This is a genomic window from Longispora urticae, assembly GCF_053902585.1.
The window spans coordinates 44450-60531 of record NZ_JAQZSH010000031.1; the positions used below are offsets into that span (position 1 = coordinate 44450).

Sequence of the window (16082 nt, forward strand, 5' to 3'; positions counted from 1 at the left end):
TCACCCGCGTGGGGCGGGCCGGCCCCGGGGCGCTCAGAGGTCCCGGACCATCACCTGACCCGGCCAGACCGCCCCGGACGGCAACGTGAACTCCACCGCCTCCGCGTGCGTGAAGCCCTGCCGTTCGTAGTAGGACACCAGGGCCCGGTCGTCGCCGCCGTAGCAGTCCAGCCGGACCCGGGTCACGCCCCGCGCGCGGGCCACGTCGGCCGCGTGGTCCAGCAGGCGCGCGCCGATCCCGAGACCGGCGTGCGCGCGGCTGGCGAGGAGGAACAGCACGTACACCTCGGGGACCGTCGCCGGGGGCAGGGTGTCCGGCACGTCGCCGAGGACGAGCGCGCCGACGGGAGTCCCGTCGAGTTCGGCCAGGTACAGCCCGCCGTCGCGGCCCCAGGACTCCGCCTGGCGGAGCCGCCGGGCACTCGTCGACTGCCGCCCGGTGCCCCACTGGCCGGGCCGGCCCTGCTCGACCAGCCACTCGGCGGCGCGATCGAGCAGGGCCAGCACGGTGGGTACGTCCCCGGGGCCGCCGGGCCGGATCGTCCACGTCACGGGTACCACTCTAGGAGCCGCGTACCCGTCGAAGGGGTTCCGTGGCACGGCTCTCCGCCCTGTCGCGATTCACGGCACCCGGGTCAGTTCCGGCCAGCCCGGTTCGTCGAGCGGCCAGCCCGGACCGCCCGACAGGAACCCGTCGAAGAACGCCCGCAGACACGCGCGCTGGGCGGCCACCGCCCGACCGTGACCGACCGTGCCGACCACCCGGTCGAAGAGCGGCCCGGGCAGCCCCGGGGACCCCTCGGCCGCCCGGTAGATCGTCGGGAAGTCGGTGAAGCCGTGGTGGGTCCCCCCGGACAGGGTCAGGTCCCGCTTCCAGCCGCGGTGCCGGGCCCAGAAGTCCGCCCAGCCCGGGTCGCCGCCCGGGGCGTGGCTGCGGGCCCGGTGGCCGCCCGCGCCGTCCGGACGGGACAGCGCCGCGCCGAGCAGCAGGAACGGGCGGTCGTGGCCGTGCCGGGCGACGTTGGCGGCGGGCATCGGGTTGCCGGGCGACGCGCCCAGCGGGCCGTCCAGGTCGGCCCCGGCGGCGAACCGGGCGTCCAGCGCCATCGCCTCGCACGCGGCGGTCCCGCCCAACGAGTGCCCGAACACCCCGACCGCTGTTCCCCCGCCGGTCAGCGCCGGCAGGCTGTCCAGGACGAACGACAGGTCCGCGACCCGGGCGTCCAGGGCGCGCCCGATGTACCCGGCCATCCCGGCCGGGTCGGCGACCATCTCCTCGGTGACGGCCCCGTCGGCGCGCACCCGGCCGTCGGGGAAGGCGACCGGCGACCCCTCCCCGGGATGGTCGACGGTGACGACCGTGTAGCCGTGGCTGGCCAGGTCGGAGACGAGCGCGGTGGTGGTGCCGCGGGCCATCCCGAGCCCGGGGGAGAACAGTACGACCGGGCCGTTTCCGGCGGCCGGGGCATCCCGGTGACCGGCGGTGGGGGAGGTCCAGTCCACGACGCCCGCCGGGAAGCCCCCGGCCGCCACGAGGGTGTCGAACAATCCCGCCGCCCCGCCCGGCAGCCACGGGGCCCGGGGCCGGCCGGTGACGTCGCCGGCCGGGTACCAGACGCTCACCATCAGCTCCCGGGCCAGCTCCGGCAGCCACGGGTCCGGCCGGGCGGCGTCGGTGAGGTGCGCGTCGGTCACGCCGACCGGGTGCGGTCCGGTCGGGGCGGGCAGAACGAACTCCATCGGGTACTCCGCTCTCGAAGGGTGCCGGCAAAGGTACCGGTTACGGATCAGCCTTCGCGGGTATCCGGAAGTTGTGCCGCCGCTCGCGCCCCCCGTCGCGGGCGGCGGCCCTCAGCGGCACGCCGAAGGGCGACAACCCGGCAAGGTTGTCGCCCTCGGTGGTCCCTCCGCCGTGCCGATCCGGAGCACGCCCGGCCGTCCCCGGCACCCGTGCGTCCTGTCCCGCGGTCCCCGGCACCCGCGCCGTCCGGGCACCCTGTCCCGCGGTGCCCGGCGACGTCGGGGTCAGGCCGCGTGCGCCAGGGTGGCGGCCTCCGCCGGCCGCAGCGCCAACCGCACCACGTCGGCGACGTCCGCCACCACGTGGATCGTCAGCTGGTCGCGGACGGCCGCCGGCAGGTCGTCCAGGTCCGGCTCGTTGCGGGCCGGCACGATCACCTCGGTCAGGCCCGCCCGGTGCGCGGCGAGCAGCTTCTGCTTCACGCCGCCGATGGGGAGTACCCGGCCGTTGAGGGTCACCTCGCCGGTCATCCCGATCTCCGGGCGGACCGGCCGGCCGGTGGCCAGGGACGCGAGCGCCGTGACCATCGTGATGCCGGCGCTGGGGCCGTCCTTCGGGACCGCGCCCGCCGGCACGTGCAGGTGCAGCCGCCGGTGCAGGGCCGCCGGGTCGACGCCCAGCTCGGGGCCGTGCGAGCGCAGGTAGGACAGCGCGATCTGCGCGGACTCCTTCATCACGTCGCCGAGCTGGCCGGTCAGGGTCAGCCCCGGCTCGCCGTCGGCCAGGGCGGTGGCCTCGATGAACAGCACGTCGCCGCCCGCGCCGGTGACCGCGAGACCGGTGGCCACGCCGGGGACCGCCGTGCGTTCGGCGGACTCCGGGGTGAACCTCGGCCGGCCCAGGTAGTCCTTCAGGTTCGCGAGCGTCACGTCCACGGTCGGGGATGCGGGCACGACGGCGTCCGGCGACGGCGCGGGGTCATCGGCCACTCCGGCTGCGAACCCGAACGGCGCGACCCGGGACTCCCCGGCCCCCTCCGGCGCCGTGCCCCCGGCGGCCGGACCGGCGCCCGGCCCGGTCGACAGCTCGACCGCCACCTTCCGCAGCACCCGCCCCAGCGCCCGTTCCAACTGCCGCACCCCGGCCTCCCGGGTGTACTCCGACGCCACCAGCCCCAGCACCTCGTCGGTCACGGTCACGTCGTCCGCCGTCAGGCCGGCCCGGTCGAGCTGCCGGGGCCACAGGTGCCCGCGCGCGATGGCGACCTTCTCCGCCTCCGTGTACCCGTCGAGCGTGACGACCTCCATCCGGTCCAGCAGCGGCCCCGGCACCGTGTCGGCGACGTTCGCCGTGGCCAGGAACAGCACGTCGGACAGGTCGAGGTCCACTTCGAGGTAGTGGTCGCGGAACGTGTGGTTCTGCGCGGGGTCGAGGACCTCCAGCAGCGCGGCGGCCGGGTCCCCGGCGTATCCGGCCGACAGCTTGTCCACCTCGTCGAGGAGCACGACGGGGTTCATCGAGCCGGCCTCGCGGATGGCCCGGACGATCCGCCCCGGCAGCGCCCCCACGTACGTGCGCCGGTGGCCCCGGATCTCGGCCTCGTCGCGCACCCCGCCGAGGGACACCCGGACGAACTTGCGGTCCAGGGCCCGGGCCACGGACTCGCCGAGGCTGGTCTTGCCGACTCCGGGCGGCCCGACCAGGGCGAGCACCGCGCCGGAGCCCCGGCCGCCGACCACCTGGAGGCCGCGGGCGGCGCGCCGGTTGCGGACCGCCAGGTACTCCAGGATGCGGTCCTTGACGTCGTCGAGCCCGGCGTGGTCGGCGTCGAGCACCTCGCGCGCGGTGCGCAGGTCGGTGTTGTCCTCGGTGCGGACCGTCCACGGCATCTCCAGCACCGTGTCGAGCCAGGTCCGGATCCAGCCGGACTCCGGGGACTGGTCGCTGGCGCGTTCGAGCTTGTCGACCTCGCGGATCGCCGCCTCGCGGACCTTGTCGGGCAGGTCGGCGGCCTCGACCCGGGAGCGGTAGTCGGCGCTGCCCTCGGGCTCGTCCTCGCCGAGTTCCTTGCGGATGGCGGCGAGCTGCTGGCGGAGCAGGAACTCGCGCTGGGTCTTCTCGACGCTCTCGCGCACGTCCTCGCTGATCTTCTCGGACACGTCCAGCTCGGCCAGGTGGTCGCGGACCCAGACGGTCAGCTTCTCCAGCCGCTCGGCCACGTCGAGGGCGGCGAGGAGCTCGGCGCGCTGTTCGAGGGACAGCCAGGGCGCGTAGCCGGCGGAGTCGGCCAGTTCGGCGGGCTCGGTCATCCGCTCGACCGCGTCGATCACCTGCCAGGCGCTGCGCCGCTGGAGCAGGGCGACGACCACTTTGCGGTACTCCGTGGCCAGCTCGCGGACCCGGTCGGTCACCGGCGGCTCCTCGAACCGGGTGACCTCGACCCACAGGGCGGCCCCCGGCCCGGGCACCCCGGAGCCGATCTTCCCCCGGGCCAGGCCCCGGATCACGGCGGCCGGTTCGCCGCTGGACAGCCGGCCGACCTTCTCGATGACGGCGACGGTGCCCACCGGCCCGTACTCGCCGTCGAGGCGGGGGACCGCCAGCAGGGTGTCGTCGCCGGCCGTGCGCGCCGCGTCGACGGCGGCCTGGGTCGCGGCGTCCAGGGTGACGGGGATGACCATGCCGGGGAGCAGGACGGACTCGGCCAGGGGGAGGACGGGAAGTGTAGCCATGAGGTCACCTCTGTAATCACGTAAACATGAGTCTCTTCGGCTCAAGTTCACGGGGGCCTCCGGTGTTCCCGGTGTGACGGCCGCCACGGAGGATTTCCGCCCCGGTGGGCGCGGTCCGCCCCGACGTGTCGGGCCCCGGTGGCCGCGCGGCCCGGGCTACTTCCGGCCGTCCGGCAGGTGCTCCACGAACCAGGCCGCCGCCCAGTCCGCCGCCTCCGCCAGGGTGCCCGGCTCCTCGAACAGGTGCCCGGCGCGGGCGATGACGGCGACCTCGCTCTTTCCGCCCAGTTCCCCGGCGGCGCGGCGGTTGAGCTCCAGTACCTCGGTGTCCAGCGCGCCGACGATCAGCAGGGTCGGCGCCCAGACCCGGCCGAGCAGCCCGGCGGCCAGGTCGGGCCGACCGCCCCGGCACACGACGGCCGCGACGTCCCCGGGTCGTTCGCCGGCCGCGATCAGGGCCGCCGCCGCGCCGCTGCTCGCCCCGAACAGCCCCACCGGCAGGCCGGCCAGCTCCGGCCGTTCCCCGACGGAGCGCACCAGGGCGGCGACCCGGCCGGCGAGCCGGGGGATGTCGTACCGGGCCTCCTCGGACAGGCTGTCGACCGGGGTGAGCAGGTCGACCAGCAGGGTCGCGAACCCGGCCCGGTGCAGCCGCTCCGCGACCACAGTGTTGCGCGGGCTGTGCCGGGAGCTGCCGGCACCGTGCGCGAACAGCACGACGCCCGAGGGATAGGCCGGCACGGAGAGGTCGGCGTCGAGGGCCACCCCGCCCGCGTCGATCAGGATCGAGGTCATGCCTCGATGCTGGCAGCCCCCACCGGCCCGCCGGGCGGGAATCGAGGACCTTGTCTGGTACTTGTTGACGGTGAAGATCATTCTGTTCGGCGCCACCGGCATGGTCGGCCAGGGCGTGCTCCGCGCGTGCCTGCTCGCCGACGACGTGGAGTCCGTGCTGGTCGTGGGGCGCACCCCGACCGGCCGGCACGATCCCAAGCTCCGTGAGCTCCTCCAGCCGGACCTGACGGACCTGTCGGGGGTGGCGGACCAGCTCGCCGGGTACGACGCGTGCTTCTTCTGCCTGGGCGTCACGTCGGCGGGGCTGAACGAGGCGGAGTACACCCGGGTCACCTACGACCTGACGATGGCCGCCGCCCGCCCGCTGGCCCGGCTGAACCCCGACCTGACGTTCGTCTACGTCTCCGGCGCGGGCACCGACTCCACGGAGCGCGGCCGGTCGATGTGGGCCCGGGTGAAGGGCCGCACGGAGAACGCGGTCCTCGACCTGTTCCCGAACGGGTACGCGGTCCGGCCGGCCGCCATCCAGCCGGTGCACGGCGAGCGCTCGAAGACCCGGTGGTACCGGCTGGCGTACGTGGTCGCGAGGCCGCTGTTCTGGCTGCTCCGCGCGGTCGCGCCGAGGTACGTGACGACGACGGAGGAGCTGGCCGGGGCGATGCTCGGGCTGGCCCGGGACGGGTATCCGCGCCGGGTGCTGGAGAGTGTCGACTTCCGGCAATGACTGAATTGGGTGTTTACAAGATGAATTAGTTGGATAAAATAAGTAATGGTTGTGTTGCAGCACAACCCTGAGGTCGCCCGGACGCCGTCGTGGTTGAGGGGCTGCGATGAGCGCGGCGACCTCGCCCGGCCGGGGGTGGCGTCTCAGGGGTCAGACGCCACCCCGCCCGCAGGGCCGGCACAATCAGGGCGTGGCTGACAGGCGAAGCGCGGGAATTCTGGTGTACCGGCGGGCCGGCGACGACGTCGAGGTCCTGCTCGGGCACATGGGCGGCCCGTTCTGGGCCCGCAAGGACGAGGGCGCGTGGTCGGTGCCGAAGGGGGAGTACACCCCGGAGGAGGAGGCGGTCGACGCCGCCCGGCGCGAGTTCCGCGAGGAGCTGGGGCTGCCCGTCCCCGAGGGGGACCTCGTCGCGCTGGGCGAGGTCCGGCAGGCCAACGGCAAGATCGTGACCGTGTGGGCCGTCGAGGCGGACCTGGACCCGGCGGACGTGGTGCCGGGGACGTTCACGATGGAGTGGCCGAAGGGGTCCGGGACCCTGCGGGAGTTCCCGGAGCTCGACCGGGTCGCGTGGTTCGGGGTGGCCGACGCCCGGACCCGGATCGTCGCCGCCCAGCGGGAGTTCCTGGACCGCCTGGCCCGGCTCTGACTCCCGAGGCGTGGCGACTGCCGAGGCGTGGCGACTGCCGAGGCGTCGCCGGCTCCGGATGGGCGCGGTCGGCGCTGGTCGCGGGAGCGGGCGACCTGATCCCGGGCGACGTGCGGGGACCAGCCCGGGTGGGCCGGCCCCCGCTCGCCCGTCAGGACGTCGGTGACGGGGCGGGCGACGCCGGACGGTTGGGGGCCGGGAAGGCCGGCCCGTCGCCGGGCCGACCGGGCTGGACGTGGCCGCGCCGCTCGTCGCGCCGCTCCTCCCGGTGCGAGTCCCGGCGGTCGTCGTCGAACCGGCTGACGCCGGGGCGGTCGGGTCCGCCGTGGTGGCCGACCGCCGCGCCGACGGCCAGGCCGGCCGCCCCGCACAGGCACGCGCCGAGCAGGAACGCGCCGATCAGGGCGCCGATCACCTTGCCGGAGGGCCGGCGGCGGGGAGCGGCGGGTGCCGGCGCGACCGGGGGCGCCGGGGGCGCCGGCGGAGCGGGGGACTCGGCCACCGGTGCGGGCTCGGCCGCCGCGGCGGGCAGCTGCGTGGTGGGCTGGTTCTCGGGCTCTGTGGTCATGTTCCCACCCTGACGGCGTTCCCTAAGGGTGGCCGCCGGGCTCTCTAAGAAAATCCGATGAGTCCGGGCCGCCGGGTGCGGCCGTCGGCAGGGTCACGGTCAGCAGCGCCCCGCCCGTGGCCGCCCGCCCTGCCGCGACCGTCCCGCCGTGCTGCTCGACGGTCTGCGCGACGATCGCCAAACCCAGGCCGGAGCCGGGCATCGACCGCGCCGCCAGGGCCCGGTAGAACCGTTCGAACACCCGGGGCAGGTCCTCCCGGTCGATCCCGGGCCCGGCGTCCGCGACGGTCAGGGTCGCCGTTCCGGCCGCCCCCGCGAGCCGGACGTCCACAGTGGCCCCCGGCGGGCTCCACTTCGCCGCGTTGTCCAGGAGGTTCAGCACCATGCGCTCCAGCGCGGCCGGCCGCCCGGCGACGGTCACCGGCTCCAGGCGGGTGGCGAAGACGACCCCCGTGCCCCGGGCCCGGACCCGTTCGACGGCGGCGGCCACGACCTCGGAGAGATCCACCGCCTCGACGGGTACGGGTCCCGGGTCCTCCCGTGCCAGCTCCACCAGTTCGTTGGTCAGCTGGGTCAGCTCGACGACCTGCACCTCCAGGTCGCGCAGCAGCCGGGACCGGTCGTCGGCCGACAGGGTGCGGCCCGGGGTGGCCTCGGCGCGGACCAGCAGTTCGATATTGGTACGCAGGCTGGTCAGCGGGGTGCGCAGCTCGTGCCCGGCGTCCTCGACGAGCATCCGTTGGGCGGTCCGGGACGCGTCCAGCGCGCCGAGCATCGCGTTGAACGACCGGGCGAGGCGGGCCACCTCGTCCTCGCCGTCGACGGGGATCGCGGCCTGGAGGTCCTTGGTGACCGCCACGTGCTCCACGGCGCGGGTCAGCCGCTCGACGGGGGCCAGCCCGGCGCGGGCCACGCTGCGGCCGAGCAACCCGGCACCGGCAACCCCCGCGAGGCTGCCGACGGCGAGCAGCGCGCCCAGCTGGCCGAGGGTGCGGTTCACCGGTTCGGTCGCCTGGGCCACCTGGACCGCCCCGCCGCCGGGCAGCCGGACGGTGAGCATCCGGTAGCTGTCCCAGCCGATGCCGACCCTCTCGCGGTGCTGGGGCAGGCCGGCCACCGCGACCCGCCGGGCGCCCTCGGTCACCGGCAGCACGGGCCGCACCCCGACCCCGGTCCCCGCGCCGTACGGGACGCCGGCGGGGTCGAGGAGCTGCCAGCGCGGGCCGAAGTCCTGCTGGTGGAACTGCCGGGGTCCGCGGCCGGGCCGGTGTTCGTCGTCGTCGCTGTCCGGGATCCTCGGCGGCTGGACGGTGTCGCGCCACCGTTCGGGCTGGGCGGCGATGGTGCGCGCGTCGGTCTCCAGCTGGCCGTCGAGCTGCCGGTACAGCTCGGTGCGGACCACGAGCCAGGACAGCACGCTGACCCCGACGACGGCCACGGCCACCGCCGCGGCGGCCAGCAGGGACAGCCGGGACCGCAGGGTGAGGCGGCGCCACCGGTTCACAGCGGCTGCTCCCGGAGCACGTACCCGACGCCGCGGACCGTGTGCAGCAGGCGGGGCTCGCCCTCGGACTCGAGTTTGCGGCGCAGGTAACCCAGGTAGACGTGCAGGCTGTTGGAGGACTCGCCGAAGTCGTACCCCCAGACCTGCTCGAACAGGGCCTGGCGGGTCAGCACCTGGCGGGGGTGGCGCAGGAACGCCTCCAGGATCGAGAACTCCGTCCGGGTCAGCCGGACCAGCCGGCCCGCCCGGCGCACCTCCCGGGTGGCCGGGTCCAGGGTCAGCCCCGCGAACCGCAGCTCGCCCTCGCCGGTGTCCGGCACGGCCCCGACGTGCAGGGTGCGGCGGAGCAGCGCCCGGAGCCGGGCCAGCAGTTCCTGGAGCGCGAACGGCTTGACCAGGTAGTCGTCGGCCCCGGCGTCGAGCCCGGCGACCCGGTCGCCGACGCTGTGCCGGGCGGTGAGCATCAGCACGGGGAGCAGCAGGCCCTCGGCGCGCAGGGTCCGGCACGTCTCCAGGCCGTCCAGGCGGGGCATCATCACGTCGAGCACCACCGCGTCGGGTTCGCCGCCCCGGACCAGCTCCAGGGCGCGGCTGCCGTCCTCGGCGGTGGTGACCTCGTACCCCTCGAAGCGCAGGCTGCGTGACAACGAGTCGCGGACCGCCGCGTCGTCGTCGACCACCAGAATCCGCACCGGCCCACCCCCGCTCCCAGCATCGCCGCACGAGCCGTGCGGTGTCTAAGAGAATCGTAGGAGCCGGCTAAGAAGTTCCGGCCCGGGCCGCGTAGTCCAGGTTGCCGGACAGTTTGCCGGCCCGGTGCGCGAGGTAGCGCAGGCCGGCCGGGTCGGCGTGCCGGGCGACGTCCTCGGCCTCGGTCATCAGCCGGACGGCGAGCGCGACGGCGCCCTCGGGGCTGGGGTCGGGGTTCGGGGGAAGGTCGGGGAAGGCCGCTGTCGCGGCGGGGCCGGCCGGGGGTCGGAGTGCCGCCCGGTCGGGGCCGGGCTCCCGCCAGGCGGGGGCCTCCCGCGCCGCGCCGGGCTCCCGCCAGGCGGGGAGTTCCCGCGCCGTGCCCGGCTCCCGCCAGCCGGGGGACCCCTGGTCGTCCGGCCCCTGGGTGTCGCGCCTGTCGGCGTTCCGGGACCGCCGGTCGCCCGCCGTCAGCCGGTTGACCACGGTCGCCGAGGCCAGGGCGAGGACCGCGCAGCCGCCGTAGACGGCGGTCACGGTGGCGGGGCCGGCCCCGGGGTGGTGCTCGGGGAGGTAGCCGAACGCCGCGTGCGCGAGGGCGGCGAAGTACATCAGGGCGTGCAGGCTCGACCGGTTCACCGCGAGGCTGACCCTTCCGGAACCCTTGTCCATGCCGAATCTCACGGGCAGGGCTAGGTGCCACTCGGTGGGCGGCGTAGGTTTGTGGTGGGACATCGGGGCTCCTCCGTTGGGCTCCGTGGTCTTTCCGTGGTCGGGTCCGTCTGCATCGGACCCGACCACTCCCGGTTCCGCCGGGGGATTCTGTGTAACAGCTCCGCGTCGTTTCGGATATGTGCGCCCCCCGTCCCTGGGGAACTGTTAGGTGCCTTGACGATGCGCTCGGCGTAGCGGGCGTTCACGGTCAGTCAACCTGTCGTTCGGCAGCGCGCACAGTGGACACTCGTCCTCACGCAGCGTGAGGATTTTTGCTCTCGGTGACCTAAATCACACACCTATAGTCCAAGGTCCAGTGGGGACGCGAATCTTGTCGCCTTCTGGACGACCACTGTTGGTGACCGGATCCCCGCGCCTACGCTGCGTCCGTGGGCACCCGTGACGACAGCGCACCCGACGAGTGGGAGTGCCGGCAGTTCATCGCCGTCGCCGAGCACCAGGGATTCATGAAGGCCGCGGACGAGCTGCGCCGGGAGACCGGCCGGCCCGTGCAGCGCCAGACGATCAGCCGCACCGTGGCCAAGATCGAGGAGTGGTACGGCGAGCGCCTGCTGACCCGGGAGGGCCCGAAGCGGCGGCTGTACCCGACCGGGCCCGGCCAGCGGTTCCTGGACTCGGCCCGGAGCGTGCTCGCGGAGTACCAGGTGATGCGGGGTGGGGAGTCCGCGACCGGCGGCCCGCGCACCCTGGCCTGCCTGCCGCACCACACGGGCTTCGTGGCCCGGGCCGAGGACCTGCTGCTCGAGCGGGGCGGCCCCGGGGTGCGGGTGGTCTACCTCGACCAGGCGAGCCGGGGCGACGCGGGCTTCCACGAGAACGCGCTGAGCCGGCTCCGCGAACGGCGGTACGCGTGGATCATCGGCCCGGACGTCCGCGACCCGGTCTGCGCGTCGGTCCGGCTGTACACCGCGCAGCTGGAGGCGATGGTCCCGGCGGACTACGACGGGGACGCGATGACGGTCACCGAGCTGGTCAACGAGCACCAGATGCTCGCCCCGCCCCGGGACATGCGGTCCCGCCGGCTACTGGAGGAGAGCATCCGGCGGTGGGGCATCGCGGATCCGGGGCCGAGGGTGCGGGTGCTGAGCGAGACGTACGAGAGCGCCACGAGCGTGATGCGGATCCGCAACGAGCACCACCGGCCGGGCCGGCCGAGCAGGGTCGTGGTGGTGCCGTCCGACGTGGCGCTCGCCTACAAGCGCGGGCGGGAGTTCGCCGGGCTGAACGCGGACAAGTTCCGCTGGGTGCCGCTGTACCACCGCGACGACGCCGGGGCGGACCACCTGTTGACCCTCGATGTGTTCGTCACGACCACCCGCAGCCGGGAGCCCGAGGTGCTCCGGGTGGTGGAGGCGCTCCGCGAGGCGGTGCGCGCCGTCGACGGGAGCGGCGAGGTCGGGCTGTCCGGGGAGCCGTTCAGGGTCCCACCAGCGGTTCTTTGAACAAACTTAACTGGGGGCTATGCGGCCTAGCGCCGGTTGGTTAGGCTACGCGTTATGGATCATGGTGGTGGGTGTTTCGTACCCCCAGGTCCGTGAAGTTCGGGGGAGCGGGGGGAAGCACGTGCAGGTTCGCGTCCTGGGACCGCTGGAAGTCCTGGTCGGGGGCGAGCCGGTGCCACTCGGCGGCCGCCGTCCGCAGATCATCCTGGCCATGCTGGCGCTGGAGGCCAACCGGGTCGTGCCCGTCGACCGGCTCGTGGACGCCGTCTGGGACGAGAGCCCGCCGTCCACCGCCCGGGGCCAGGTCCAGATCTGCGTGTCCGCGCTGCGCCGCGCCCTCGGCGTCCCCGACGCGATCGGCACCCGGCCGCCCGGCTACCTGCTCGCCGTCGGCGACCGGCAGCTCGACGCGCACGTCTTCGAGGAACGCCTGACCGCCGCCCGGCTGCTCGCCGACGCCGACCGGCTGGCCGAGGCCGCCGACCAGCTCCGCGAGGGCCTGGCCCTGTGGCGGGGCCCCGCGCTCGCCGGGGTCGACGGCCGGCTGCTGCGCACCGCCACCACCCGGCTGGAGGAGAGCCGGCTGACCGCGACCGAGGAGCGGATCCGGCTCGACCTGGCCCTCGGCCGGCACGACGAGCTGGTGGGGGAGCTGTTCGAGCTGGTCGCCGCGCACCCGCTCCGCGAACGGCCGCACGCGCACCTGATGACCGCGCTGTACCGCACCGGCCGCCCCGCCGAGGCCCTGGAGGCCTTCCGCCGGGCCCGGGCCGTCTTCGTCGAGGAGCTCGGCATCGAACCCGGCGAGGAGCTGCGCCGGCTCGAACACGCCGTGCTGTCCGCCGACCCGGCCCTCGACCCGCCGAGCGCCCCGCGGGCCGTCGTGACCGCGCCGGCCGGGACGCCGCGCCAGCTGCCCTCCGACACCGCCGACTTCGTGGGCCGCAGCCGCAGCGCCGCCCTGGCCGCCGACGTGCTGTCCGGGGCCGACGCGCCCGCCGTGCCCGTCCTCGCGATCACCGGTCCCGGCGGGGTCGGCAAGTCCGCGCTCGCCGTGCACCTCGCGCACCGGGCCAGCGCGGACTTCCCCGACGGCCAGCTGTACGCCGACCTGCGCGGCGTGTGCTCCCCGCCCGTCGGGCCGGCCGAGATCCTGGCCCGGTTCCTGCGCGCCCTCGGGGTGGCCGGCACCGCGATCCCGGACGGCCTGGCCGAACGCGCCGAGCTGTACCGGACCCGGGTCGCCGGCCGCCGGATGCTGATCGTGCTCGACGACGCGGCCACCGAGGAGCAGGTCCGTCCGCTGCTGCCGGGCTCGGCGGGCGCCGCCGTGGTCGTCACCGCCCGGGGCCGGCTGTCCGGGCTGGCCGGCGCGCGGCACCTCGCCCTCGGGGTGCTCGACCGGGACACCGCGCTCGGCCTGCTGGCCCGGATCGTCGGCCCCGAGCGGGTGTCGGCCGAGCCGCGCGCCGCCGAGGCCCTGGTCGACCTGTGCGGCGGCCTGCCCCTGGCGCTGCGGATCGCCGGCGCGCGCCTGGCGTCCCGGCCGCACTGGCGGATCAGCCGGCTCCTCGACCGGCTCCGGGACGAGACCCGCCGGCTCGACGAGCTGGAACACGGCAGCCTGGGCATCCGGGCCAGCATCTCGCTGAGCTACGAGGGCCTGGCGCCCCCGGCCCAGCGGCTGCTGCGCCGGCTGGCCCTGCTCGACGCCCCGGACGTCGCCGGCTGGGTCGGCGCGGCCCTGCTGGACACCGGGGTCGAGGAGGCCGAGGACCTGCTCGAACTGCTCGTGGACGCGCAGCTGCTGGAGGTGGTGGGCGGGGCGCGGTACCGGTTCCACGACCTGATCCGGGTCTTCGCCCGCGAGCGCGCCCTCGCCGAGGAGTCCGTGCCCGAGGTGCTGGGCCGGGCGTTCGGCGCCTGGCTGGGCCTGGCCGAGAGCGCGCACCGCCGCGAGTACGGCGGGGACTACACGGTCCTGCACGGCCCCGCCCCGCGCTGGTCGCTGCCGGCGGCCACGATGGACGACCTGCTGGTGGACCCGGTGGCCTGGTTCGACTCCGAACGGGCCGGGCTGGTGTGCGCGATCCGGCAGTCCTGCGCGCACGGCTGGGCGGACCTGGCCTGGGACCTGGCGATGACCTCGGTGACCCTGTTCGAGGCGAAGAGCTACTTCGACGACTGGCGGGACTGCGCGGAGAGCGCGCTGGCCGCGTGCCGGCTGGTCGGGGACCGGCGCGGGGCGGCGGCGATGCTGCACACCCTGGGCGCGCTGCACGTCTACCAGCGCAACTTCGCCGACGCGGACACCCTGATCGGCGGGGCGCTGCGCACGTTCGAGGAGTGCGGCGACGGGCACGGCAGGGCGCTCGTGCTGCGGAACCTGGCGTACCTGGACCGGATGCTCAGCCGGCCGGAGTCCGCGCGGGCCCGGTACGCCGACGCGCTGACCGGGCTGCGGGCCGCCGGGGACCTGATCGGGCAGGCGCACGTCCTGAGCAACATGGCCGGCCTCAGACTCGACGCGGGGGAGCCCGAGGCGGCCCGCGACCTGCTGGAGGAGTCCCTGGCGATCTGCCGGGACGTGGGCAGCCGCCGGGTCGAGGCCCAGGTGCGGCACCGGCTCGGGGAGGTGGCCCTGTTCCTCGGCGACCTGGACCGGGCCGCGCAGGACTTCCACTGGGTACTGCGGATCGTCCGGCACGCCGGCGACCGGGTCGGCGAGGCGTACGCGCTGTACGGGCTGGGCATGGTCCGCAGCCGCGAGGGCCGGTACGAGCAGGCCGAGGCGTCGCTGTCCCAGGCCAGGCTGATCGCGGAGGCCGTGGACGAGCGGCTGATCGTGGGCCGGGTGCTGCACGCGCTCGGCGAGCTGGAGGCCCGGCAGTTCCGGCACGAGCCGGCCATCGAGCGCCTGGCGGAGGCCAGAGACCTGTTCCGGGCGATCCCGGCGGTGATCTGGGAGGCCCGCAGTCTGCTGTCCCTCGGCGAGGTGTACGCGGGAGCGGGCGACCTGGCCTCCTCGGAGCGCAGCTACGACGAGGTGATGGAGCTGCTGTCCGGGGTGGACTCGGCGGAGGCGGAGCGGGTGCGGTCCCGGTTGGGGAGACGCCCCGCCCCGCCGCGACCGCTACTCCTTCATCCGCCGGGTGATCTCCGCGCTCGCCTCCGCCGCTAGCGCGTCGAGGTCCCCGCCCTTCAGTACCCCGATCATGTACTGCCGGATGATCTGCGGCTCCTCCTCCACGGCCGCCCAGCGCGGGTCGGTCGGCGGCACCTTGCCGAGCTTGGCGGCGGCCACCACGATGTTCATCACCGGGTCGTTGGCCACGGCCGCGCCGAGCGCCAGCTTGTTGGGCACGTACCAGTTGCCGGCGGACTGCACGAGCCGGGTCTGCCACTTCTCGCCGGTCATCAGCTTCACGTACTCGTAGGCCAGGGCCTGGTTCTTCGAGCTCTTCGGCACGGCGACGTTCGAGCCGCCGACGAACACGGAACTGGTCCGCTCGGCGGTGCGGCCCGGGATGGGGAAGACGCCGAGCTTGCCGTCCAGGGACGGGTCGGCCGCGATGGACTCCTTGTAGTACAGGGGGAGGGACAGCATCATCGCCGTCTTCCCCTGCGCGAACACGTCGGAGCTGCGCGGGTGGTCCTCGGTGCTGTCGGGCGCGAGCTTGGAGTACCTGAAGAGATCCTGGTAGTACTTCATGCCGGCCTTGGCCTGCGGGGTGTCCAGCGAACCCTTCCACGCGCCGCCGGAGTCCCGGACGGCCAGCTCGCCCCCCTGGTCCCACACGAAGCCGGCCAGCGCGAACCAGTAGGAGCCGGGCAGCAGCAGGGGCTGGAAGTTCGGGTCGCCCGCCGCGAACGTGTCCTGGAGCTTCTTCGCGACCGCCAGCCACTCGTCCTGGGTCTTCGGCGGGGTCACGCCGGCCTTCTCGAACATGTCCTTGCGGTACACGACGACCCGGTTGGACGCGTAGAACGGCACCCCGTACTGCCTGCCGTCCCACTTCCCGGACTCCGCGAGCCCCGGCAGCCAGTCCTGCCCGCCGAGGTCGGCCACCTTGTCGGTCAGGTCCGACAGGGCCCCGGCCTTGGCGAACGCGGCGTTCTGGGTGTTGCCCGTCTCGAACACGTCCGGCCCGGTGCCGTCCGCGAACGACTTCGTGAGCTTCTGCTGGATCCCGGTCCAGTACTGCATCTCGTACTTGACCTTCACGCCGTGCTTCTTCCCGAACTCCTCGTTCAGGTCCTTCATGATCTTGTCCGGGACGGAGTCCTCCATGAACCAGACCTTCAGCGTGCCCCCGCTGGCCGTGGCCTCGCCGGACCCCGCGTCGCCGCAGGCCGCGACCCCCAGCAGGGTCGCGGCCAGCCCGGCGGCCAGCAGCGCGCGGCGCCTCACCGCCGGCCCCGCAGCATCGGCGCGCTGCCCCAGTGCGTCTCATCGCGGAACATCGGTACTCCCTGTGTGTCGTCCCAACTGATCGGACACAGTG

The 16082-nt window shown here is 74.7% G+C and carries 13 protein-coding genes; 4 read left to right on the plus strand and 9 right to left on the minus strand.

All coding sequences use genetic code 11. The features are described from left to right. Positions 1-33: 33 nt before the first annotated feature. The 4 genes from PT931_RS21400 to PT931_RS21415 all read right to left on the minus strand — a co-directional run bounded on the left by PT931_RS21400 (position 34) and on the right by PT931_RS21415 (position 5268). Positions 34-552: a GNAT family N-acetyltransferase gene (locus tag PT931_RS21400; RefSeq protein WP_456247532.1), complete on the minus strand. Its 519-nt coding sequence runs from the start codon at positions 550-552 to the stop codon at positions 34-36. A 69-nt stretch (positions 553-621) separates the two neighbouring features. Beyond that, entirely contained in the window at positions 622-1740 is a 1119-nt protein-coding gene (locus PT931_RS21405; RefSeq protein ID WP_456247533.1) for an alpha/beta hydrolase family protein, read from the minus strand. Between the two features lie 285 nt (positions 1741-2025). After that, complete coding sequence (gene lon, locus PT931_RS21410) at positions 2026-4473, minus strand: endopeptidase La (protein WP_456247534.1); 2448 nt, start codon at positions 4471-4473, stop codon at positions 2026-2028. Positions 4474-4629: 156 nt separating this feature from the next. Continuing rightward, a complete protein-coding gene (locus PT931_RS21415) occupies positions 4630-5268 on the minus strand; it encodes a dienelactone hydrolase family protein (protein WP_456247535.1) in 639 nt (212 codons plus the stop codon). Between the two features lie 70 nt (positions 5269-5338). Between PT931_RS21415 and PT931_RS21420 the strand changes: the two genes are divergently transcribed. Then, positions 5339-5992 carry an NAD-dependent epimerase/dehydratase family protein gene (locus PT931_RS21420; protein ID WP_456247536.1) on the plus strand — a complete coding sequence of 218 codons (654 nt, stop codon included), beginning with the start codon at positions 5339-5341 and terminating at the stop codon, positions 5990-5992. A gap of 190 nt (positions 5993-6182) precedes the next feature. Continuing rightward, positions 6183-6641: an NUDIX domain-containing protein gene (locus tag PT931_RS21425; RefSeq protein WP_456247537.1), complete on the plus strand. Its 459-nt coding sequence runs from the start codon at positions 6183-6185 to the stop codon at positions 6639-6641. Between the two features lie 151 nt (positions 6642-6792). Here PT931_RS21425 and PT931_RS21430 read toward each other — a convergent pair whose 3' ends face one another. The 4 genes from PT931_RS21430 to PT931_RS21445 all read right to left on the minus strand — a co-directional run bounded on the left by PT931_RS21430 (position 6793) and on the right by PT931_RS21445 (position 10072). Continuing rightward, complete coding sequence (locus PT931_RS21430; protein ID WP_456247538.1) at positions 6793-7209, minus strand: hypothetical protein; 417 nt, start codon at positions 7207-7209, stop codon at positions 6793-6795. Between the two features lie 22 nt (positions 7210-7231). Next, positions 7232-8713, minus strand: coding sequence for a HAMP domain-containing sensor histidine kinase (locus PT931_RS21435; RefSeq protein ID WP_456247539.1), 1482 nt, complete (start codon positions 8711-8713; stop codon positions 7232-7234). Beyond that, a complete protein-coding gene (locus PT931_RS21440) occupies positions 8710-9405 on the minus strand; it encodes a response regulator transcription factor (RefSeq protein ID WP_456247540.1) in 696 nt (231 codons plus the stop codon). The genes PT931_RS21435 and PT931_RS21440 overlap by 4 nt, the downstream gene beginning before the upstream one ends. 67 nt (positions 9406-9472) lie before the next feature. Next, positions 9473-10072, minus strand: a complete 600-nt coding sequence (locus PT931_RS21445; RefSeq protein ID WP_456247541.1) for a hypothetical protein — start codon at positions 10070-10072, stop codon at positions 9473-9475. A gap of 431 nt (positions 10073-10503) precedes the next feature. On the opposite strand from PT931_RS21445, the gene PT931_RS21450 reads away from it, so the two are divergent. After that, positions 10504-11577, plus strand: coding sequence for a LysR family transcriptional regulator (locus tag PT931_RS21450; RefSeq protein WP_456247542.1), 1074 nt, complete (start codon positions 10504-10506; stop codon positions 11575-11577). A 121-nt stretch (positions 11578-11698) separates the two neighbouring features. Next, positions 11699-14758 (plus strand): BTAD domain-containing putative transcriptional regulator, encoded by a 3060-nt coding sequence (locus tag PT931_RS21455; protein WP_456247543.1) that lies wholly within the window; start codon positions 11699-11701, stop codon positions 14756-14758. On the opposite strand, the gene PT931_RS21460 is transcribed toward PT931_RS21455, so the two are convergent. Then, entirely contained in the window at positions 14711-15988 is a 1278-nt protein-coding gene (locus PT931_RS21460; RefSeq protein WP_456247544.1) for a sugar ABC transporter substrate-binding protein, read from the minus strand. The two genes, PT931_RS21455 and PT931_RS21460, sit on opposite strands and share 48 nt — an antisense overlap. Positions 15989-16082: the final 94 nt, after the last annotated feature.

Excerpts from the sequence above, each read along its gene's own strand:
- PT931_RS21405 (WP_456247533.1), bottom strand. The coding sequence starts at position 1,740 with ATGGAGTTCGTTCTGCCCGCCCCGACCGGACCGCACCCGGTCGGCGTG.
- lon (WP_456247534.1), bottom strand. The coding sequence starts at position 4,473 with ATGGCTACACTTCCCGTCCTCCCCCTGGCCGAGTCCGTCCTGCTCCCC.
- PT931_RS21415 (WP_456247535.1), bottom strand. The coding sequence starts at position 5,268 with ATGACCTCGATCCTGATCGACGCGGGCGGGGTGGCCCTCGACGCCGAC.
- PT931_RS21430 (WP_456247538.1), bottom strand. The coding sequence starts at position 7,209 with ATGACCACAGAGCCCGAGAACCAGCCCACCACGCAGCTGCCCGCCGCG.
- PT931_RS21445 (WP_456247541.1), bottom strand. The coding sequence starts at position 10,072 with ATGGACAAGGGTTCCGGAAGGGTCAGCCTCGCGGTGAACCGGTCGAGC.